The organism is Mesoplasma florum L1, from assembly GCF_000008305.1.
Classification (GTDB): Bacteria; Bacillota_I; Bacilli_A; order Mycoplasmatales; family Mycoplasmataceae; genus Mesoplasma; species Mesoplasma florum.
Window position 1 is genome coordinate 757,691 of the sequence record NC_006055.1, and the last position, 22,031, is coordinate 779,721.

19 protein-coding genes are annotated in these 22,031 nt (G+C 27.9%); 2 read left to right on the forward strand and 17 right to left on the reverse strand.

All coding sequences use genetic code 4. The annotated features are described in order from the left end of the window. Positions 1-10: 10 nt before the first annotated feature. Together MFL_RS03460 and MFL_RS03465 are read right to left on the reverse strand one after the other, a co-directional pair. The gene (locus tag MFL_RS03460; RefSeq protein ID WP_011183548.1) at positions 11-1,768 is read right to left on the reverse strand and encodes a dicarboxylate/amino acid:cation symporter; all 1,758 of its coding nucleotides are present in this window, start codon (positions 1,766-1,768) and stop codon (positions 11-13) included. A gap of 30 nt (positions 1,769-1,798) precedes the next feature. Continuing rightward, positions 1,799-3,127 carry an FAD-dependent oxidoreductase gene (locus tag MFL_RS03465; RefSeq protein WP_011183549.1) on the reverse strand — a complete coding sequence of 443 codons (1,329 nt, stop codon included), beginning with the start codon at positions 3,125-3,127 and terminating at the stop codon, positions 1,799-1,801. 177 nt (positions 3,128-3,304) lie between these two features. On the opposite strand from MFL_RS03465, the gene topA reads away from it, so the two are divergent. Continuing rightward, positions 3,305-5,221: a type I DNA topoisomerase gene (gene topA / locus MFL_RS03470; protein ID WP_011183550.1), complete on the forward strand. Its 1,917-nt coding sequence runs from the start codon at positions 3,305-3,307 to the stop codon at positions 5,219-5,221. A 33-nt stretch (positions 5,222-5,254) separates the two neighbouring features. Here the strand turns inward: topA and MFL_RS03475 are convergent, their stop codons facing one another. Continuing rightward, positions 5,255-5,938 (reverse strand): hypothetical protein, encoded by a 684-nt coding sequence (locus tag MFL_RS03475; RefSeq protein ID WP_011183551.1) that lies wholly within the window; start codon positions 5,936-5,938, stop codon positions 5,255-5,257. Between the two features lie 68 nt (positions 5,939-6,006). On the opposite strand from MFL_RS03475, the gene MFL_RS03480 reads away from it, so the two are divergent. Next, complete coding sequence (locus MFL_RS03480) at positions 6,007-6,702, forward strand: MBL fold metallo-hydrolase (protein WP_011183552.1); 696 nt, start codon at positions 6,007-6,009, stop codon at positions 6,700-6,702. Between the two features lie 45 nt (positions 6,703-6,747). Here the strand turns inward: MFL_RS03480 and MFL_RS03485 are convergent, their stop codons facing one another. The 14 genes from MFL_RS03485 to MFL_RS03550 all read right to left on the reverse strand — a co-directional run bounded on the left by MFL_RS03485 (position 6,748) and on the right by MFL_RS03550 (position 21,992). Beyond that, positions 6,748-7,332: a hypothetical protein gene (locus tag MFL_RS03485; protein WP_011183553.1), complete on the reverse strand. Its 585-nt coding sequence runs from the start codon at positions 7,330-7,332 to the stop codon at positions 6,748-6,750. A 41-nt stretch (positions 7,333-7,373) separates the two neighbouring features. Then, the gene (locus MFL_RS03490) at positions 7,374-8,768 is read right to left on the reverse strand and encodes a uracil-xanthine permease family protein (protein WP_011183554.1); all 1,395 of its coding nucleotides are present in this window, start codon (positions 8,766-8,768) and stop codon (positions 7,374-7,376) included. A gap of 178 nt (positions 8,769-8,946) precedes the next feature. Then, positions 8,947-9,660 carry a SprT family zinc-dependent metalloprotease gene (locus MFL_RS03495; RefSeq protein WP_041356927.1) on the reverse strand — a complete coding sequence of 238 codons (714 nt, stop codon included), beginning with the start codon at positions 9,658-9,660 and terminating at the stop codon, positions 8,947-8,949. Next, on the reverse strand, positions 9,632-10,726 hold the full coding sequence (gene ychF / locus MFL_RS03500; RefSeq protein ID WP_011183556.1) for a redox-regulated ATPase YchF: 1,095 nt from the start codon (positions 10,724-10,726) through the stop codon (positions 9,632-9,634). The genes MFL_RS03495 and ychF overlap by 29 nt, the downstream gene beginning before the upstream one ends. A 1-nt stretch (position 10,727) precedes the next feature. Further along, entirely contained in the window at positions 10,728-10,925 is a 198-nt protein-coding gene (locus MFL_RS03505) for a DUF951 domain-containing protein (RefSeq protein WP_011183557.1), read from the reverse strand. After that, positions 10,925-11,629 (reverse strand): 16S rRNA (guanine(527)-N(7))-methyltransferase RsmG, encoded by a 705-nt coding sequence (gene rsmG, locus MFL_RS03510; RefSeq protein ID WP_023026249.1) that lies wholly within the window; start codon positions 11,627-11,629, stop codon positions 10,925-10,927. Before rsmG ends, MFL_RS03505 begins: the two co-directional genes overlap by 1 nt. 98 nt (positions 11,630-11,727) lie before the next feature. Continuing rightward, on the reverse strand, positions 11,728-12,345 hold the full coding sequence (gene pgsA / locus MFL_RS03515; RefSeq protein ID WP_011183559.1) for a CDP-diacylglycerol--glycerol-3-phosphate 3-phosphatidyltransferase: 618 nt from the start codon (positions 12,343-12,345) through the stop codon (positions 11,728-11,730). Continuing rightward, positions 12,314-13,960, reverse strand: a complete 1,647-nt coding sequence (locus MFL_RS03520; protein WP_164919801.1) for an APC family permease — start codon at positions 13,958-13,960, stop codon at positions 12,314-12,316. The genes pgsA and MFL_RS03520 overlap by 32 nt, the downstream gene beginning before the upstream one ends. 116 nt (positions 13,961-14,076) lie before the next feature. Further along, on the reverse strand, positions 14,077-14,784 hold the full coding sequence (deoD, locus tag MFL_RS03525) for a purine-nucleoside phosphorylase (protein WP_011183561.1): 708 nt from the start codon (positions 14,782-14,784) through the stop codon (positions 14,077-14,079). A 28-nt stretch (positions 14,785-14,812) separates the two neighbouring features. After that, on the reverse strand, positions 14,813-15,712 hold the full coding sequence (locus MFL_RS03530; protein WP_011183562.1) for an ABC transporter permease: 900 nt from the start codon (positions 15,710-15,712) through the stop codon (positions 14,813-14,815). Further along, positions 15,696-17,534 carry an ABC transporter permease gene (locus tag MFL_RS03535; RefSeq protein WP_011183563.1) on the reverse strand — a complete coding sequence of 613 codons (1,839 nt, stop codon included), beginning with the start codon at positions 17,532-17,534 and terminating at the stop codon, positions 15,696-15,698. Before MFL_RS03535 ends, MFL_RS03530 begins: the two co-directional genes overlap by 17 nt. A 3-nt stretch (positions 17,535-17,537) precedes the next feature. Then, positions 17,538-19,073, reverse strand: a complete 1,536-nt coding sequence (locus MFL_RS03540) for an ABC transporter ATP-binding protein (RefSeq protein ID WP_011183564.1) — start codon at positions 19,071-19,073, stop codon at positions 17,538-17,540. Positions 19,074-19,082: 9 nt separating this feature from the next. Continuing rightward, on the reverse strand, positions 19,083-20,456 hold the full coding sequence (locus MFL_RS03545; protein WP_011183565.1) for a xylose ABC transporter substrate-binding protein: 1,374 nt from the start codon (positions 20,454-20,456) through the stop codon (positions 19,083-19,085). A 210-nt stretch (positions 20,457-20,666) separates the two neighbouring features. Beyond that, positions 20,667-21,992, reverse strand: coding sequence for an HU family DNA-binding protein (locus MFL_RS03550; RefSeq protein WP_011183566.1), 1,326 nt, complete (start codon positions 21,990-21,992; stop codon positions 20,667-20,669). Positions 21,993-22,031 lie beyond the last annotated feature (39 nt).

A 22,031-nucleotide genomic window follows, 5' to 3' on the forward strand; every position in this document is an offset into this window, starting at 1 on the left:
ATCAATTTTTTTATTTGTTTGTTTTCTTTTTATCTTTTGACGCTTTTTTTAAGTTTTCTTTTTTTTCTTTATTTTCAATTAATGCTGTTAATTTTTTTTCTGATATTAACTCTGTACCTTCTTCAAATAATAATTCATCTTTTGCAACAAGCGTAGCGGCAAAAATTCCACCAGTAACATTTGTTGCTGTTCTACCCATGTCAAATAAACCATCAATAGCACCAAAAATTGCATAAACAGGAGCAAAGAAAGCTCCAAAACCAATTCCATTTAAAACTGCAGATGTTACAACAGTTGCAGTACCGGGAACACCAGCAATACCAATACTTGCAACAATTGTAGTAAATAGTCCTAATATAAAGAATGCAAATATGTTCATTGATGCAACAGTTTCAGAACCTGTGTATAAAACAGAAGTAATTAATCCTGCTTGAACCCCAGCACAAGCAACAAGCCCAAGTGAAGTAGACAGTGGAGCTACTATGCTTGTTACCTTATCTTTAATTTTCATGCCATTAGACAATGTGTCCATAGTTACTGGCAGTGTTGCATTTGAAGACTGTGTTGAGAAAGCTTGAACAAAAGGTCTTCAAGCATGTTTTCATCAAGCTTTAACATTAATTCCTGATAAGAATAAAATTAAAGTCATAACACCTAACATAATTATTAAACCTAAATATCCAACTCCTAATATTAAACCTATAGAAGCAAGTGCACCTATAGCTCTTGTTGTAATTGAAGTTGTCAACATGGCCATTACTGCTAATGGCATTATTTTCATAAATGTCATTAATATAGACATAACTATATCTCAAGCTCTGTCCATGAAATTCATTAAATTATCCATTGACTCAGGATGTTTTTTTCTTACGAATGTTGTTGCATATCCAACCAATGCAGCAAGCACAATAACGGGTATGATTGCTGTTGCTGATAATGTTGCAACGAAATTAGAAGGTATGTATCCCCAAATTATTTCTGGTAAAGCTTTAGAATCTGTTCTTCCAGAACCACCAGGTATTTGTTGATCAAAATTTAATCCTTTACCAATTTTTAAAACGTATCCTATTCAGAAAGTAATTGTAAATGCAATAGCTACATTTATTAGTAAAATAGCTACAGCTTTTCCAGATATTCTTCCTAAACCTTTACTTCCAGGTTTAGCAACAACTCTAAAGATTGCAATAAATACAACTGGTATTGTAATTAATAAAATACCATTAATAAATATTTGTCTTAACATTGATGCTCACGTATTAAATTCAATTATTCAATTTATTCCAGACTTTACTTCTGGTGAAAAAGAAATTGCTGAATTAAAAGCTACATTTGCTCCTTTAGCATCTTTAAATAAAGAAAGTTTTGTTAATCCGTTTATTATCGCTTCGTATCCGTCTAATCCAATTATTAATTTTATTTGAACATAGTTACCTTTTATTTCAGCCATTCCTTCAAGATTTGGCTTTTCAATATAATATTCTGAAATATTTAATCAATTGCCATCAACAAGCGCCCAAGCTGATTGTCCATCATGTGAAAATCATGAACCTCCAGGGAAACCTATAATTGCTTGAATTGCTATACCAAATATTAAACCTATAGATATACCTATAAATATTCTGTATACAAATTTAATTTTTATTTGTCTTAATCCATATCAAAACCCACCCATTAAACCAAAAAACAATACAATCGCTAAAAGTGATTGTCATGTGCTTATGCTTAAAAAGTTTTGAAGGAATGTTTCTTTAAAACTGCTTAATAACATTTTTATATCCTCTTTTTTCTTTTCTTAAATTTATATTAACTTACTTAAAGCAATATGAATAATATCTGTTGTTCTTGAAAACGGTGGAGAGTATGGCAAATCAATTTGCTCTAAAGTTTCGTCAACTTTACTTCTTGACCAAATTAAACCAACTAATCCATAAATTCTTAAAACAGATTTATTTTTTCCTATCATTTGCACGTTAATAATTTCTTTAGTTTTAACATCTATGATTACTTTCAATCATATATCTTCTTGCCCAGTTACATAATTAGTGTGATCCTTATCTTTAATTAAAACTTCTTTAGTTTCAATACTGTTCATATCAATAAACATTCTATTTTCACCAGTTCTCGCTAACTCTAAATCAAAGAATCTTATTATTGTTGTTCCTAATGCCCCAACAAATTTACTTGATTTATTTTTATTAACATTATTTGCTATTATTTTTGCCTGTTTATTTGCCACTGTTGCTAAATAAAATGTTCTTGTGTTTTTATATAAATAACTTAAACTGCTACAACAATCTCCACCTGCGTAAACATTAGGAATATTCGTTTCACAATATTCGTTAATTTTTATTGCACCATTATTTTCTAACTCTAAATCGGTATCTCTTAGAAATGAAGTATTTGGTATAACACCAATACTTAAAATAACCACATCACATTTTATTATTTCACCATTAATTGTTTTAGCTCCAGTTACTTTGCCATTATTATCTTTAACAAATTCTATAACTTCATTATTTTTAAACAGCTCTATTTCTTGATTTAAAATTTCTTTTTCTACTAATTCAGAAAATTCTTCATCAAATAAATTTTTTAACACTCTATCTGCTTTTTCAATAATTGATATTTTTGCTGCTGTACTATGTTTAATATTTTCAACCATTTCTAAACCAATTAAACCTGATCCTATTATTAAAACGTTACTATCATCATTGATTGTTTTTCTAATTTCAATCGCGTCTTCTTTTGAATTAACAGTAAATATATTTTTGGCATCTATATTTTTAATTTCAGGAGTTATTGGTTTTGCACCAACAGCAATAACTAAATTGTCATAAGATATCTGTGATTCTTCAAAAATAACCTTTTTATTTTCAAAATCGATTTTGTTTACTTTTGAATTACTAATAACAGAAATCTGTGATTCTTCAAATTTTTCAATTTTTCTTGCGATCAAGGTTTCTGGATTTTCAAAATTATGACCTATATAATATGGTATTCCGCAAGCTCCAAGCGAAACATAATCCTTATCCTGAATAACAACTATTTCATTTTGTTCATTTAGTCTTTTAAGTTTAGCTGCAACACCCATACCCGTTGCTGAACCACCAATAATAACAGTTTTCATTTTGCCTCCATTTTTGAAATTATTAATATTATAGTCCTATTTTTTAAAAAGTAAAAAGTTATTATAAAACTATAGTTTTAATTTAATAATATATATAAGCCTAAAATGAAAAAAATAAATTTTAGTTGAAATTATGTTTAGAAAAGGTTTAAATTAATCAATGAAAGAAGTGTGGACATGGCAAAATATTTAGTATTACTTGAATCACCATCAAAGGTTGAAAAGATTAAACATTATTTAGAGAAAAATTTTCAAGAAGATTCTTTTGAGGTTTTAGCTAGTGGTGGTCATATTAACAGAATAGCAGACTCTGGACCTTGAGGGCTTGGAATAGACCTTCAAACAATGACACCAACATTTAAAATAGAAACAACAAAGAAAAAGAATGTTTCTGAAATTGTAAAAGCTGGTAAAAGTGCGGATAAAATTATTCTTGCTTCCGATCCCGACCGTGAAGGAGAAGCTATTGCTTGACATTTAGCAAATCTTTTTGCTAAAGATAATAAAGAAATAAAAAGAATAACATTTAATGAAATTACTGAAAGTGCTGTTGTTAAGGCTTTTGGTGAAATGAGAGAAATAGATATAGATTTAGTTAACGCACAGTTGTCTAGACAAATGTTAGATAAAATAATCGGATATATGGTTTCTAATTCTCTTCAAAAAAGCACAGGATTATTAAGCGCAGGTAGGGTTCAAACACCAGCATTAAAAATACTTGTTGATAGAGATAAAATAATTAAAGCTTTCGTTGAAACTATTTATAAAAAGATTTTTGTTATGGATTCAAAGCAAAATGTTAAATTATTTTTATACAAAGACGATAATAACTTAGTTGTAAATGATCCAAAAAATTATTATATTTCTGAAGAACAATCTAAAGTTATTATAAATAACTTAGGTGAAGATTATAAATGTACTAAATATAAAGCCAAAGAATTTGAAGTAAGAAGCTTTAAACCTTATTCAACAGCTAGTTTGCTACAGGATGGTTTTAGTAAATTGAGAATGAGTGCTGCTCAAATTACAGTTGCTGCTCAAAAACTTTATGAAGCAGGACTTGTGACATATATAAGAACAGATTCTAATAGATATTCTAGTGATTTTGTTCTTGAAGCTAAGAATTTTATTAATAAAAATTTTAAAGGTGATCTTTTTAAAGAAGCTGTTCCTGTAAGAACTCAAGCTAATGCGCAAGAAGCCCATGAGTCAATTAGACCAACAGATTTAAACCAACGACCAGAAAACATATCTTCACAAATAGAAGACAAAAATATGATTAGACTTTATAACTTAATTTGATGAAATACAGTTAAATCATTAATGAAAGGTCCTAGTGGTTTCTATCACAACTGAACTTTCTGAAATAATGGTTATGAATTTAAACAAAGTTGAAAAGAAGTATTGGATTTAGGATACAACAAATTGGATAAATTTGAAACCGATGAGGATGTTGAGCTTGATGAAAATGATGATGAGATTTCTAATGATGATGAAATCAAGCCACCTTTTGAATTTAAGGAAAATTATGTTTTCTCAATTAATAAAAACGCAATAGTCACAGAAGAGGCTAAAACATCTCCACCAAGAATGTTTAACCAAGCAAGTTTGGTTAGAGAGCTAAAAGATTTGGGTATTGGAAGACCTTCAACTTATACTCCAACTCTTTCAAAATTAAAAGAACGAGAATATGCAATACCACATAGAGGTAAACCATTTGAAGTTACTGAAAAAGGGTATCAAGCAGAAGAGTTTTTATATAATAAATATGAAGATTTCTTCAATGTTAATTACACAGCTAAAATGGAAGAAAATTTAGATGAGATAGCAGAAGGTAAGTTTGATTACAAAGATTGAATTAAGACAATTTATGAAGACTTAAATGCTTCTGTGAAAGCTCAAATTCAAGAAGCTAAGACTAGCGATATAAAATGCCCTAGATGTCATGAAGGTAATCTTGTATTTATTAAATCTAAATTTGGTAGAGGTAGAGGTTGTTCTAACTTCACAACAACTAAATGCGGATATCGTGAATATGAACAAAGAGATGGTTCATGATTAGAATACGTTGCTAAGCCAAAAGAAACAAAATAAAAAAACAAGGTTTTAAAAATCCTTGTTTTTTTATTATATTTTTAAAGATTTTAAAATGGCTAAAATTTCTTCTTTTTCAGTATTTGCTTTTAATAAAGTTTCTTCATCAATCAAATATATTTGTTTGTTAATTAGATTACAATTTATAACAAAAAAACTTTGTAACTCAAAACCTGAAAATTTTACTTGTTTAAATCTTTCTTTTAGTAAATCATTATATAAAACAACTTGTAATGCTTCTTTGTTTTTAGCAAGTAATTTAGTTGTTTTTATATCTCCTATTACATACTTTTTAAGCTTTGTATTTATTAATAACAAATCAAGTGTTCCAACGTATTCTTTTCCTATCATTGAAAGTTCGCTTATTATTTCTCATCCTTCAGATTCAGGATAGTCATTAGAAATTTTGTTTAAAACTCATAACAATCACTCTTTCATTTCAAAATGCGATTTGATCTCACAACAATTCTTAGTTACTTTTTCATTTATAAAGTTTTCAGCAATTTTATGTAAATGTTTTCCTCTTGCAATTGCTAAATCTAATATTTGCTGACCTTCAGGTGTTTCGGCAAAAGATGTATCAAATACATGATGAGGAAGTAAATCAATAAGTTTTGACACACTAGGTTTGTTAACTTCAATTCCATCTAAATAATATTTGTGAGTTAACTCTTCAATTAAAATATTTCTTTCTAGAATTTTTTTTACTTTTTTCATTACACACCACCTTTAAACATTATTATACAAAAAAGATTAAAATATATAAAAACAAGGAAGTAAACTAAATGCAAAAATACATAAAAAATTTTAAAGTTTCATTTTTAAATGATGCTAACAGTTATTTAATTGTTAATGAAATATCTAAAAAAGCAATATTAATTGATGGCGGTTACAATGCAAATTTAATATTAAATTATTTAATAAATAACAATTTAGATTTAACAGATATTTTTATTACACACTTTCACCATGATCATATTGTTGGTCTGGACTACATCTCTATACAAACAAACGCTAATATTCATATACATGAATATGATTTCGAATATTTATTTGACGTCAATGTAAATGGAACTCAAAATGGTCAAAAAGTTGATTTTACTAATCAGAAGATTTCATTTAAAGTATTTGATAAAAATTTAAAGTTAACAATTAATGATTTCTTAATAAATGTTATACATAAAGGCGGTCATTCTAAAGGAACTACATTTTACGAGGTAGATAACCAATATTTATTTGTGGGAGATACGCTTTTTATTGATGGATTTGGATATCATAAAAAACTTTTTAGTGACGCAGTCAACCACCCTTTAAAGAATATGTTTGATAAGACTTGTAATGATGAAATATTTTTTGAGTCCATAAAATCTATTGGTAACGAATTTAGTGAACATTTAATTTATCCTGGTCACTGAAAAGAAGGTTTTAAAATAAAAGAGATTATTGCGAACAATAATCATCCTTTTAATAAATTAAAATAAGTGTTATCATACTATAAAAAAAGATGTGTACTCACATCTTTTTTATTATCTTAATTTCTTAGGTATAAATATAACTAAAAGTCCAGCTACACAAATTAAAATTAATATTCCTGAAAATGCTCCCATATCAAAAATTTGAGATGCTGATGTATAAATATCTTGCCCATTTGAATTTGTTATACTATTTGTTATATTAGTAAATTTAAGAACAAAAAATACTATAGAAACTAAAACTAAAATAACTCCCACAAAAGCAAATAATCTTGACACTAAAAATATTTTATTATTTCCTTTTTCTTCCTTAACTTCAATAAAGCTTGTTAATAAAGGAATGAGTGCTGAAAGAAAACTTATTGTTAATCCAGCAACTAAAAGTCCATAAGTGTCATGATATAAAACATTATAAGGAGACACTAAATTAAGTGAATTATTAATTTGCTCATTGATCAAAGCTATTTTTGATAGATTTATTACGTTTAAGTAATATAAATCATTTTCTCCATAATAAACTTTTTGTCTTAAACCTATTCCTTCAACAGCAGCTATTAATAAGCAACTAACTGTAATTATTACAAACATATTTAAAAAAACATTTTTATGTTTATTAAATCATTCATTTTTTATTATCATATGATCCTCTTTTCTATTTGAATTATACAATATATATTATTTTATTTTTTAAATTTAGATTTTATTCATTCTATGCACATAAAACCTTCATTTAATTTTGTCGGTAATATTAAATTTAAAATTATACCTATAAATGCAGCTAGCCCTAATCCAGGTAAATTGAATGAACCTATGTCTATTCCTTCACCTAATACGCTAAGAACAACTCCAATTACTAATACTGTAGCTGATATGAATACATTTCTCATATTCATAAAATCTGTTTTACTTGTTATCATTATTCTTACACCATTAATACTTATAAATCCAAACATAATCATTCCAACACCACCCATTACAGGCTCTGGTAGCATTGATATTGTTTGGTTAACTGGTGCAACAAATGATAAAATTATAGCTATTACTGCGGCTCCACCAGTTACTCACACAGATGCAACCTTTGTCATACCAATAACCGCTGTATTTTCACCATAAGTAGTGTTTGGTGGGCCACCAACTAAACCATCAAATACTATAGAAACACCATCTGCAATAAGTGTTCTATGTATACCAGGGTCTTTTACAAAATCTTTTTTAGTTATGTATCCCATTGCTATATGATCGCCAATATGTTCTGCCATTGCAATTATTGCTAATGGTGATATTGCTAATATCGCTGGCAATATATTTTTGGCTTCTTGTTTTCATAATGGTTTGAATGAAGGATATCATTCTCACTGAGATACATCTGTTATTTTTGTTGTATCTATTAATGTTGAATTTTTCATTGAAAAATGAATAATCAAACTTAAAACGAATCCTGATAATATTCCAATCATAACCGGAATAACTTTTGCTATCCCTTTAGCTTTCAATGTTACTATAATAGTCACCATAAAAGTAAATACTGCTATTAGTGCTGCAATTCATTGTGCATATCCCTTTGCTGAATCACTCCAACTTTTTGCACTTGTTATACCCGCATTAGCTAATGCAGAAGGTGCTGCGCTTAATCCAATTATCATTATTAAAGGTCCTATAACAATTACAGGAAATATTTTTTCAATAAAACCAGTACCTAAATAATATACTAATATCCCAAATAATATATAAATCAGTCCAGCAACCATTATAGCCACAAATACTGAATTTCCATATGCTTGATAATTCATTCCGATCGCTGTCATATACGCAAACGAACTACCTAAATACATTGGCACTTTTGCTTTTGTTAAAGCAATATATATTAATGTTCCAACACCAGAACAAAATAATGCCATTGAAGAAGTCATTACAACCTCTTTAGCAAGTCCATTTATAATAATGGGAACAAGCACTGTTGATCCAAACATAGCAAACACATGTTGAATAGAAAATATAAATCATTGTCCATAACTTTTTGGCTTTTCTCTCGGCTCTAAAGCAAGACCTATTTCTTCTTGTTTTAACTCTTTCATTTTCCCCTCTTTCCGTTTTTACAAAAAAAATAATCGTCTATAAAAGACGATTATTTGGTTGTTAAAAACTTGTTTTCGATTATTGGTGGATTTTTTAAAAAATGTTTAATTAATTTTTTCATAAAAAACACCTCCAACAAATCTTAAAATTTATTATAGTTTATTTAAAATAAAAAATCTATATTCCTGTTGAATTTAATTGAGTTTGCAATTCTTTATAATTTGGGCAATACCTTTCAACAAAATGTCAAAATTCTTTTGAATGATTTGGGTGTAAAATATGTGTTAACTCATGAATGATAACATAACTAATGATTTCATCATTAAAATGCAATAATTTTGTGTTGTACGCTATTTTAGAATCTTTAGGCAAACAATATCCTCATTTAGCCTTCATAAGTTTAACATTGACATTTCTAAATTGAACATTCATTTTCAAGCTTCAATCAATTGTTCTTGAAATGAATCAATTTTTATAATGTTTAGCTAAAATACTATAAAGCTTTTTAACTTGTTCTTCTTGGTTAAAATAATTTTTCATATAAATCTTATTGTTTTCAATTTTAGATCTTGTTAAATTTTCATCTATTATTATTTCCATCTCTTGGTCAAAAACTTTAACTCAAGGTTTTAAAGTATTGAAATCATATACTGATGCAATTATATGCTTATTTTGAACTGAAACTATTTTTGAAATATTTTTATAAATAATTTTTTCAATTTCTCAATCAGGTGTATTAAAAGGTGCACTAATTCTAACTTCGCCTTGTATAACTCTTAAAATGATGTGTTTCTGTTCTTTATATGTAATTGTATAGCTTAAATTATTGCCTTGATAAGACAACGTTTTTTTAATTTTTAAACTAGACATTAAATTTAAAGAAACAAACATCACCGTCTTGCATTATGTAACCTTTACCTTCAAGACGCATTTTTCCAGATTCTTTAACTTTCTTTTCATCCCCTAATTCAATAAGGTCTTGAACATTATAAATATCTGCTTTAATGAATCCTCTTTCAAAGTCAGTGTGTATTACACCAGCACATTGAGGTGCTGTTCATCCTTTTTTATATTGTCAGCTTCTAGCTTCTTGTGGTCCTGCTGTAAAATATGTTTCTAAGTCTAGTGCTTCATATGCCGCTTTTATAACTTGTTCTAAACCAGAATATTTAACACCTAAGTCATTTAAAAACTCAGCCTTTTCTTCAGGTGTTGCTTCACTTAAATCTTCTTCAATTTTGGCACAAATTTTTACAACTGAAGCGTTATTATTTAAAGCAAATTCTTTAACTTGTTTAACATATTCATTGTCTTCAATTAATTCATCATCATTAACATTAGCAACATAAATGAAAGTTTTTGCAGTTAAGAATTGGAAACCTTTAAGAATTTTATCTTCTTCATCATTTAATTCTAATGTATTTAAAAGTTTATTTGAATCTAAACATTCAGCAGCCTTTTTTAGAACTTCCATTTCAGCTACTAAAGTTTTATCTCCACCACGAACCTTTGGAGTTATTCTTTCAATACGTTTTTTAATTGTAGCTTCATCAGATAACATTAATTCTAAGTTTATGATTTCAATATCTCTTATAGGGTCAACGCTTCCTTCAACGTGTGTTATATCTTTATTTTCAAAACATCTAACAACTTCACAAATTGCATCAGTCTCTCTAATGTTAGCTAAAAATGCATTACCCAAACCTTCACCTTTTGATGCTCCTGCAATTAAACCTGCAATGTCAACAAATTCAATTGTCGTAGCTATTTTTTTCTTTGAATTAAATATTTCATTAATTTTATCTAATCTTTCATCTGGAACTTCAACAACACCTACGTTTGGTTCTATTGTTGCAAATGGATAATTTGCTGCTTCTACATTTGAATTTGTTATTGCATTAAATAAAGTTGACTTACCTACATTTGGTAAACCTACTATTCCTACTTTTAAACTCATCTTATTCTCCTTCTTTTTTTATTATTTGTTTTATTTGTTTATCTAAAACACTTCTTCTTAATTCTATAAATAAATCAAACTTGTCAGTACTTTTAAATTTGTATAGCGCACCAATGCGAATTAGTTCTCATTTTACAGTTCCACTTGGGTGCGATTTTTTAAAGACAACTAAATCACCGATTTGTAATTCTGTATGCATTATTTTTTACCGCTCTCTTTAACTATTTTTGCATATTCTCTTGGATAAAGTTCTGGAGTTGATTTTTCTTTTTCATAAAATAAATTTATTCTTTCTCCGAAACCTGTATCAGCAAGAGACTGTTTATTAGTTAATTTTATTTTAAGTTTTTGATCAATATTTTTTGAGTTTTTTATTTCCTCATCAGCTCTTGGTCCTTTTAACAAAATTAATTTTCCTTGAATCTTTAAGAATCTAACGGCTAATTCTAAAATCACATCCAAATATGCAACAGCTCTAGAAATTGCTATATCATATTTTTCGTTTTCAATTCTAGCCAATTCTTCTGCTCTTGCATGTTTTGCTTCAATTTGTTTTAGATTCAGTTTTTTAATTACAATGTTAAGAAAATTTATTTTTTTATTATTTGAATCAATTAGAGTAATATCTGTTTCAGGAAAAAATATTTTTAAAACTATTCCTGGGAAGCCAGGCCCTGTTCCAATATCTATAATTTTTTGATTATCAATTTTTGTTTCCTTTGTAAATAATAAAGAATCTAAAAAATGTTTTTCATAAACATCTTCTTCATTTGTTATTCTTGTTAAATTATATTTTAAGTTTTCTTCAACAAGTATTTTATAATACTCATTTAATTTATCTTTTATTTCTTCTGATGGAACAAAGCCTAAATTGTCTTCAAAAATTTTTCAATTATTAAACATTGTTCACATCTCCTTTTCTTCTTTTAACTTAAATTATTATAGCACATACCTTCTTTTTAAGATTGCTAAATAAAAAGGAACATAAGTTCCTTTGTTTACTAAAATAAATTTTTTCTTGCTTTTAAGAAATAATCCAAACCACTATATAAACTGAAAGCTACAGCTATATACATTGGAATTAAAATCAATTGTTCTTGTCAAACTTCTATATTAAGAGTAAATGAGCTAAAAAAGAATAAGATTGATAATCCAATCATTTGGAAAACTGTTTTTAATTTTCCAAAAATTCCTGCAGATAAAGTTATATTTTTTGAACTCAATATCATTCTAATAAAATCTACAAATATATCTCTTAGGATTAAGACTAAAGTTACTCAAACAGGTATTATAGAAATACTTGAAGCGAATAAAATTAAAGTTGCATTAACAAGAAGTTTGTCTGCTATTGGGTCAAAGAATTTCCCAAATTCTGTAACTTGATTATTCTTTCTAGCTAAGTATCCATCTAAAAAATCTGTGAAACTTGCTACGATGAATACAATACCAGCTAATAGCATTGTTAATGTTATATGGAATGTTGAAGTGTCAGTTCCAATTATAAAACTTTTATCTCAATCACAAATGTTTGATATAACAAGCATAACAACAACAGGAACTAAAAGTAATCTTATTAGAGTTAATCAATTAGGTAGATTTAATTTTTGTTTTTGTTTCATTGTTTATTTCTCTAAGTTCTTGGGCTTCTTTGGCTGCCATTCAGTTATTAACTTTCATGTCTTTATCAATTTCGCCTTCAAATCCATTTTCAAATGGATTTATTTTGAACATTCTTTCTTGTAATAATCATATAACAATTGTCGCTAATAAAGTAACGATGAAAATAATTGTAAACATCATTCCGCCATTTGTTTTTCAATTCATGTCAGATGAATCAATTAATTGAGGTGCTAAGAAAACAATTAATCCACATATTGTAAAGAATAAGAATAATGTTGTTGAAATGATTGCTGAAGGTCAAAAGAATTTAACTTTACTTACTTTTACTTTTTGAGTTTTTCTATTTCACATTGCTGCAATCATTAACATTGATATAACAATAAATATTAGAACTACACAAACTGATGACATTATTCCTACATAGAACATAGGAGATGTTAAATAAGCAATGTAAATTACTTTTTGAGTTTCAGGATCAAAGAAATTTATGTTTACATTTGTTGACATACCCGCTCATTTTCCATGAGATGAAAGACCACCTACTAAAATTAACGCAACATAAAAAGTTACTGATATAGCCATTTGTGTAAAAGCTGATTTTTTAAATCCATTACCACCTTTTCTTAAATATGTTAATTTCATATTATGATCTGATAGTAAATTAGACGTTCCAAAATGTGTAAACATATTTATATTTAGTAAGCATATTAAAAACATTATTAAGTAAACAACTGTACTTGCAGCTTTTATTGATGTGTCTGATGGGTGTTCACTGAAACCTGAAAATACTTGTATCAAAACAGTTTCAACACTTCCATCACCACCTAAAAATAAGGATATAGCCATTAAAACATAAAACATTGTTATGAATATTAATCCTGAAATAATCGCGATTGGTACAACTTCTTTGTTTTTAGCACTCTTTTGAGTGTTAGCTGTAAAAATATAGCCATCAAATGAAAAAAGTATAGCTCCCATTCCCCCTAAAAAGTTCATGAAAAGTAAATCTGTTCCACTATCCATTCCCATTCCATTACCTTTGGGATTTGAACCTAATATTGCAATTAAAAATCCTGCAAAAAAAGCTATTATTAAAGGTATGAATTTAATAAACATTGCAAAAAATTGCATCTTTCTTGAAATATTTGCTGAATACACATTCACAAAAGCAAATAGTACAAATAGTGAAACTCCCACAAGTATGTAAACACTCAATAAAGCTTTCGGATCTGGAGTTATTCCTGTGAAAGCAAAAAAGTAGGCAATAGTTAAGCTTACAAATATTGATTGATAAGCTGGCATATAAATAGTTGTATATAATACAGAAACAAATGACGCAAATTTTCTATTTATGAATAATTTACATCAGTTGCTTACTGTTCCGTTTCCTTCTTTTTCAGTTGATTTTGCTATTTCCATAAAAACTACAATTGAAATAACACATACTAGTCCAATTGTTAGTCATAACACAGTAGCTATTCAAGGACTCTTTGTTTGGCTTATTAGTTCTTGGTTTTTAACATAAATTCCTGAACCAATACAAATTCCTACAATAAGTAAAAATAAGTATCAAAATTCATAAACCTTAGAACTTTTATCTCTTTTTTTAAACATCGATTTTTTCTCTTTCTTTTTTAAGTTAGTTATAAAAAAATATATCAAAAAAATAGAGGCAAAACAAGTCCAAGTAAAAAGACACATATAAATGTGCCTTTAAAAAGTATTATTTTTTAGTTAGATTCAACAGCAGCATCTAAAGCAATTTCAACCATTTGCATAAAATTGTTTTGTCTTTCTTCGGCTGTCGTAACCTCTTTTGTTACCAAGTTATCTGATATTGTTAATAAACATGCAGCTTGTTTTTTAGCTTTTATTGCATTTGCAAATAAAGCAACAGATTCCATTTCAACAACATCTAAATTGTTTTCTTTTACAAATTCAGTAATATCATCATGACGGTAAAATACATCTGCTGAATGTGCTCTTCCAGTTAATGTTTTAATTTTTTTATCTTTAGCAATTTTTTCAATCAATGAATAAAGTTTATCTCCTGCTTTAATAACTTTATCATCAATATTTGCTGCTAATTTAGCATAGTTACTATCTCCATATGCTTCTTTTACATTGTAAACATCATAAACTTTGATTTCTTCTTTGTAACTTCCAGCTGAACCAATTCTAATAATGTTTTCTACATTATAAAAATTGAATAGCTCATATGAATATATTCCAATACTTGGGCAGCCCATTCCGCTTCCTGCTATTGTTACTTGTATACCTTTATATGTTCCTGTGTACATGAACATATTTCTAACTTCGTTAACTAACTTAACATTTTCTAAATATGTTTCAGCAATTTTCTTAGCTCTTAATGGGTCTCCTGGCATTAAAACAGTTTTTGCAATATCTTCTTTTTTTGCACTAATGTGTGGTGTCATAATAATTCCTCTTTTTTCTAATATTATTTTATCTTAAAGTTTTATCAAATGGTACACCACTTGCTTGTGGCGGTGATGATCATTTTGATGCAATAACCATTACAACAATTGACATGATGAATGGAAGTGCTCTTGGCAATGAGTTTCATCCCGTAATTCTTTGACCTATACTAAACATTATTGAAAATATTATACAGAACATAACAATTAGGCTCACTCTTCATTGACCAATTATCATAATAGCTAATGCAATAAACCCTAATCCTTGAACACTTCCATTAAAATTTTGAAGTGATTGGGTAACAACAAACATTGTTCCTGCTAAACCAGCTATAGCACCTGAAATAATTATACAAACAAATCTATATCTATTAACTTTAACACCTGCTGCATCTAAAGCTTGTGGGTTTTCCCCAGCAGCTATATGCCTTGTACCTACTTTTGTAAAAGTAAAATATAAACCTATTGTAACAGTTACTAGCATTGTAAATATGGCATAAGCAATAAAGTAATTTAATGATATTAGCTTAGGGCTTAGCGAACCTAAAATAGTTCCACCAGTTCCGAATCCTTGAATATGAACAATAAATAATGCAATACCTTGAGCTAATAAATTAATTACTGTACCAGAAATAATTTGATCTGTTTTTAATTTTAAAACCATTAATGTTTGTAACAATGAAAATAAACCTGCAACAACCATTGAGAATAGCGCACCAATTAATAAGTATAAGACATGTAAGTCTTCAACGTTATTTGATGTTTTTTTAACCATAAAGCAAAATGACACGTATGCCAAAGCCCCGATTGTCATAAAACCTTCAATCCCAAGGTTTACAACCCCTGATCTTTCAGAAAACATTCCTGATATAGCGGCTAATGTGAAAACAACAAAAAATCCTAACGCTAAACTAAATATTGCTTCCATAAATTTTTACAACCTCCATTTGTTTTTCTAGTAGATCGATTTTTAATTTTCTAATTTTTAATTTTTTAAATGTTCTAGAACCTTTTTTTGCTTCTAACTCTTTTATTTCTTTTTTATAAATTAGTTTTAAATCATTTAAATATGTTTTTGCTTCTTGTTTTGTTGATGCAAAATTATTTTTAAAATATTTTATTTGCGACTCTTGCTTATTAATTAAAGAAGCAGCTTTTAATTCTAACTTATTTTTCTTAGCTATTAATTTTTCTTGTTCTTTAATATTTGAATTTGATAAAGATTCTTTTATATTTTGTATTTCAGATTCTATTGAAACAACCTGATCCAAAATAGGAAATGTTGTAGAATTATATTTACCTTCATAAACTTTTTTCAAACCTTTAATTGAATGTTCATTATATTTATCTAGCTCTTTATTTATAAATAAGTGTTTTTCCAATTTTAAATCTTTTATTTTATTTTTAATTTTTGAAATTTGGAATGCTTTATTTTCTTTATACTCATTTGTTAGACTGTTTAATTCATCTCTTAAAATTTCAAGATTTTCTGACTTATTTTGTATTTGTTTTTTCAACTCTTTTATTTTTAATTTTTCATTTGTTGAATCTAAATTCAAAATAAGGATATTTTTTTCTTTTTTCAATTCTTTAATATCAGAATTTATAATTTCAATTTCAGTTTTAAATTTTGGATCTCTAATTTTATGAATAATAATATTTACATAATTAGAAATATTTATTTTCATTAATAATAGATACATAGTTGAGAACAATATTATTATTCCAAATAATAAATCTGATGTTTCTGAAGGAAGTCCCATATATTGAGGTGAATTCATAGTTAATTGAATTCCATCTTTTAAAACAGCTCACAATATTGCAACTGGTATTATTCCCAAGAAGTTATTAAATGCAACTAATGCAATTGGTATACCATCAAATCCTAATAAAGGCATAATGTCATTTGTTACAGATATATTACTTTTTAAACCAAAGTAATAAAAGAATCCTGCGGCCGATATAAAAACCCCTTGTAAGGCTGTTACACCAATAATAAATGAGTTTGTTTTTATACCTGCATATTTAGCTGCTGTAGATTGAGTTCCAACAACTTTATATTTATAACCAACTGTTGTAGTTTCACAAACAACAAATACCAATACTATTGAAACTAGAGCAAAGATAATTGCAAATACTCACAACTGTGATCCAAATACTTCAGGTAAATTTGGTGAGTTTAATTGAGTATCAAATTTAATAAATAAAACGTATTTAAGTAAATATCACAATATTCAGTTTATAACTATTGAAGTTGCAACTTCATGAATATTGAATAAAACTTTTAATATCCCAGTAAGTGATGAAACTATTGCACCTGATACTATAAAAATTAGAAATAATAAAATTCCATATCCACCAGGTAAATTAGAGAAATCAGAACCACCTGTTACAGCATTCAAGAATAGATATGTTATTAATAAACCACCTATCGCTTGACCACTACCTCCCATATTAAACAGTTTTATTCTAAAACCTAATGCTAATCCAAGACCTAAAAGTATAAATACAGCTAATAATATAACTGTCCCTTCTGGTTCAACTGGTGAAGTAAAAGGTTTAATTAAACTACTAAAAATAAAACCAAACCCATTCATACCAAAGCAATATAAAAATATAATTCCACAAAGCAATCCTAATATAATTGAAATGAATGATACTTTGACATAAGAAGTTTTTGTTTTAAAAGTGGTTGATTTAATATATGCTATTGATTTTGTTTTAAATTTTCATTGATTAATTTTTCTCATAAATTACTCCACCACCGATGAAACCATCATCTCTCCTAATTTTTCCCTTGTCGCATTTTTACCTGAAATTTCTCCAACTATTTGACCTGAATTTAAAACTAAAATGCGATCTGATAGTTGCAATATTTCTGATAACTCATATGAAATTAATAAAATAGCTTTTCCTTCTTCTTTTGCTTTTAATATTTCTGAATGAATAAATTCAATTGAACCCACATCTAAACCTCTTGTTGGCTGAAATATTATTATGAAATTGTTGTCTCTTGAAAGTTCACGGCCAATTATCATTTTTTGTTGGTTACCACCTGATAGTTGTCTAGCTATCGCAAACCCTGCATCAGCATTTCTAACATCAAATTTACTAATTATTTTTTGTGTATGAGTTTGCATTGCAGTTTTGTTTATAAAACCATGCTTACTATATTTCTTAGTTGAAATATCTTGAAGTGCAACATTAGTAATTAAGTTTGCGTCTAAAACTAAACCAAATTTATGTCTATCTTCTGGGATAAACCCCATTTTATGAACATTATATCTTTTGCTTATTGATTCATGAGTAATGTTTTTATCATTGACATATATTTTTCCACTATCAACTTTAGTCATTCCACTTAATGCTTCAGCCAATTCTATTTGTCCATTCCCTTCAACACCAGCTATTCCCAAAATTTCTCCGGCTTTGATTGTCGTTGAAAAATTCTTTAAACCTAAAACTTTGTTATTACTATGTTTTTTTACATTTAAATTCTTAATAACAATTAAGTCTTCATTGTTATTTTGTTTATGAGTGTTTTTTATTTCAATTATTTTTCTTCCAACCATGGCTTCTGCTAATTTGCTTGCAGAAGTTTTCTTAACATCAAAAGTTCCAACATAATGTCCTTTACGGATTATGGTTGCTCTGTCTGCAACTTCTTTAATTTCTGCCATTTTATGTGTTATTAAAATTATTGTTTTTCCCATGCCTTTTAATTCTTTTATCACTTTTAAAAGACCATCTATTTCTGATGGTGTTAGAACAGCTGTTGGTTCATCAAAAACCATTATCTCAGCTTTTCTGTAAAGAATTTTTAATATTTCTACTCTTTGTTTCATTCCTACAGAAATATCTTTAACCTTGGCATTTAAATCAACTTCAAGATTATATTCCTTCATTATTGAAGTTAAATCTTCAATGATTTTTTTCTTATTAATTATTTGTTTATACTGAGTTTCTTCAGAACCTAAAATTATGTTCTTTCAAACAGGAAATATATCGACCAATTTAAAATGTTGGTGAACCATTCCTATTCCTAATTTAGTTGCTTTTACCGGCGAAGATATTATTTCTTCTTTACCGTTTATAAATATATTTCCCTCTGTTGGTTCATAAATCCCAAACAAGATTGACATTAATGTAGATTTACCTGCACCATTCTCGCCCATTAAAGCATGTACTTCACCTTTTTTGACATCTAAATTAATGTTTTTATTGGCAATGATTTTTTTATTGAAAATCATTGAAATATTTTTCATTTCTACAGCATTAATATTTTTCATGATTCTCCTTTACTCATTAATTTTTTTTGTACTTTTGTTAAGTTCGTTTAGTATAGTATCAGCGTAATCTTTAATTGGTTCTTGCGCGATTATAGTTCCTGTTGAAGGTATTGTTCCATTGATATATTTAGAAAATAATGATTTTGAAGCCTCTGTCAGAGCTTCTGCACTAAAGTATTTTTTAATTTTAATAGCTAAATCTTCATCTAAAAGATTTGATCCTCCATAAGACATTGTTCCGTTAACTCAAACATCAGTGCCTGTTCAAAGTTCTTTGTCACCTATGTTTACATCCACAAACTCTGATTTATTATCAGTTATAACTTCTTTTGTTATTTGAATTTTATCTTTATAACCTTCATCCACTTTTTTTAAAATATCTGGGTATTGTTCATTATTCATTCATTCCGGAGTGTGAGCCAAAGAAACTATTGCTGCATTTTTTAAATCTTTCTCTGCTGAAGTAATAAACCTATTTTGAGCATCTTTCCCATATGATTCTGCTTGATTTGTATCCACTCCTATCACTTTTCAAGATGTATCATAACTAAGCGCATCAGAAGTTTGAGGACCCGCAACAGGCATTAAAACATTTGGCTTAATTGATTTTGAGGTGTCTCTTAAATTATCTAATACTAGTTTTGATTGACCTATAAGGAAACTATTTGAAAATCATGTTGTATCATCTTTAGACTTCGGTCAACCTGTTTGAGCTTTTGTAACAGTTACATTTCTAGTTGCTTCAGGGATATCAAAATGATTTAAAAATTCTGTATCTTTTGCTAAATAATTATAAACTTCTATCGAAGCCAAGTATCCAACAATAAAGTTATCAACTGATGCTGGATTAGAAACTCCACCATAAGCACCTAGTGATAGTGTATTATTTGTATAATTTTCGTTTTTTAATGAATATATTATTGATGACATTCCAGCGTAGAATCCAGAAACATCTCCCCTAAACACAACTCCTATTTCATTATTTGCTGCGCTATTTGAATCTAATATTATTGTAGATCCAGAATTTTTCATAACTTCTGCGGCTTGGTGTTCACCTTCACCAGGCATTGCATGGTGAAAACCTGGAAGTAAAAGTGTTTTTGCATTGTTGCTTTCAGCAGTTTTATACGCTCTCTTCATTGTTTTTGGTGCTGTTGACTCAGGTTGTATGTATGCGATTTTTTGGTTTATTCCCAAAATTTCTTGAACAAACTCTGTTCCAGCTTCGTATGTTGATTGATTGAAAGATTTATCATCTACTTTACCTGAATCGGTAATTAAATAGATTTCACCAAAGTGTTTTTCTGTACCGCAAGAAATTACTGTAGTGGCACTAGTGCTTATTATTGTAGTACTCAATAAAGCTAATAATAGTTTTTTCATTAATACTCCTTCTAAAACAAAATAAAAAAGGTTTCTTATTAACTAAAAAACCTCTGCGCTTATAGTCTTTGGATGGGTCCTAAGGCAGGTCGACAACCCGTTATGTTGTCATGTATAAGTTTTTTTTATTCAATTGTTTGAAATATTATATCTTTTTTTATTTATAAATAAAAGCACAAATAAAAAAACACCTGTCGGCGTTTTTATTAATTATTTTTTAATTTCTTTTTTGACTTTTGTTAAACCTGTTCATTTACCTTTTGACATATTTTCTTTTAAATGTTTATTGGCTTTGAATTTAACTGTATTTGACGCAGGAATATCAATTGTTTCACCTGTTGATGGGTTAATACCTTTTTTAGCTTCCTTGTGTATTTTTGTTAGTTTTCCAAAATTTGAAATTAAAACTTCTTCATTATTTATAATTGCATTGCTCATGATTTCAAAAGCACTATCAACTACTTCTTTAACAGATTTTTTGCTAAATTCTGAATGAGTTTCTTCTAACTTAATTAAAAGATCTTTTTTAGAAACTTGATTGTAGTGTTTTTTAATAACATATTTTGATTCAGTTTTAGCTGTTGCTGCTACTTTAGTTTCTTCAACTTTAACTTCTTCAACTTTTTTAGCTACTGGTTTTTTAGCTACTGGTTTTTTAGCAACTACTTTAGCTTCTTCAACTTTTTTAGCCGCTGGTTTTTTAGCCGCTGGTTTTTTAGCAACTACTTTAGCTTCTTCAACTTTAGCTTCTTCAACTTTTTTAGCCGCTGGTTTTTTAGCTACTGGTTTTTTAGCAACTACTTTAGCTTCTTCAACTTTTTTAGCTGCCGGTTTTTTAGCTACTGGTTTTTTAGCAACTACTTTAGCTTCTTCAACTTTTTTAGCTGCCGGTTTTTTAGCTACTGGTTTTTTAGCAACTACTTTAGCTTCTTCAACTTTAACTTCTTCAACTTTAACTTCTTCAACTTTTTTAGCTACTGGTTTTTTTACTTTTTTCTTAACTGGTTGTTTTGCTACAATTTCTTCTTCTAATTTTTCTTCTAATTCAATTGCTTCTTGTTTAATTTCTTCTTTAGTAATTTCTTTAGTTTCTTCAATAGCAGTTGTTGTTCCTTTTTCTGAAAGAATCTTGTTAATTTTATTTTCTTTTACAAAACTCAATACTATTGAAACTACTAAAAAGATGATTCCAACAAGAGCTATTCAGTTAATTAATAAATCTCAAAAAATTGGCAACAAGAATGTACTATATGTTTCTGTTGTTCCAACAGTTGCAACTAATTTGAATTGAGCAAATGATTTGAATCCCATTGGACCTGCTAAAAAATGACTTAGACCTTTATCTGTAAATCACACTGCATTTATGTGTTTACTTTCTATTAATCCAGAGCCTGCAATTGTTTGTGCTCATTGTGATGTTCCATTTGTAGCTTGGTTTATAAGTTTAAATGCAAATATTAAAGCTATAAATAAAACTAAAAGAAATATTAAAGCAATGGTTCTTGTGTGCTTTTTATTTTTCATTTCGATTGACATGATTATGCCTCCTTCTTTTTTATATAATTATAAACAAAT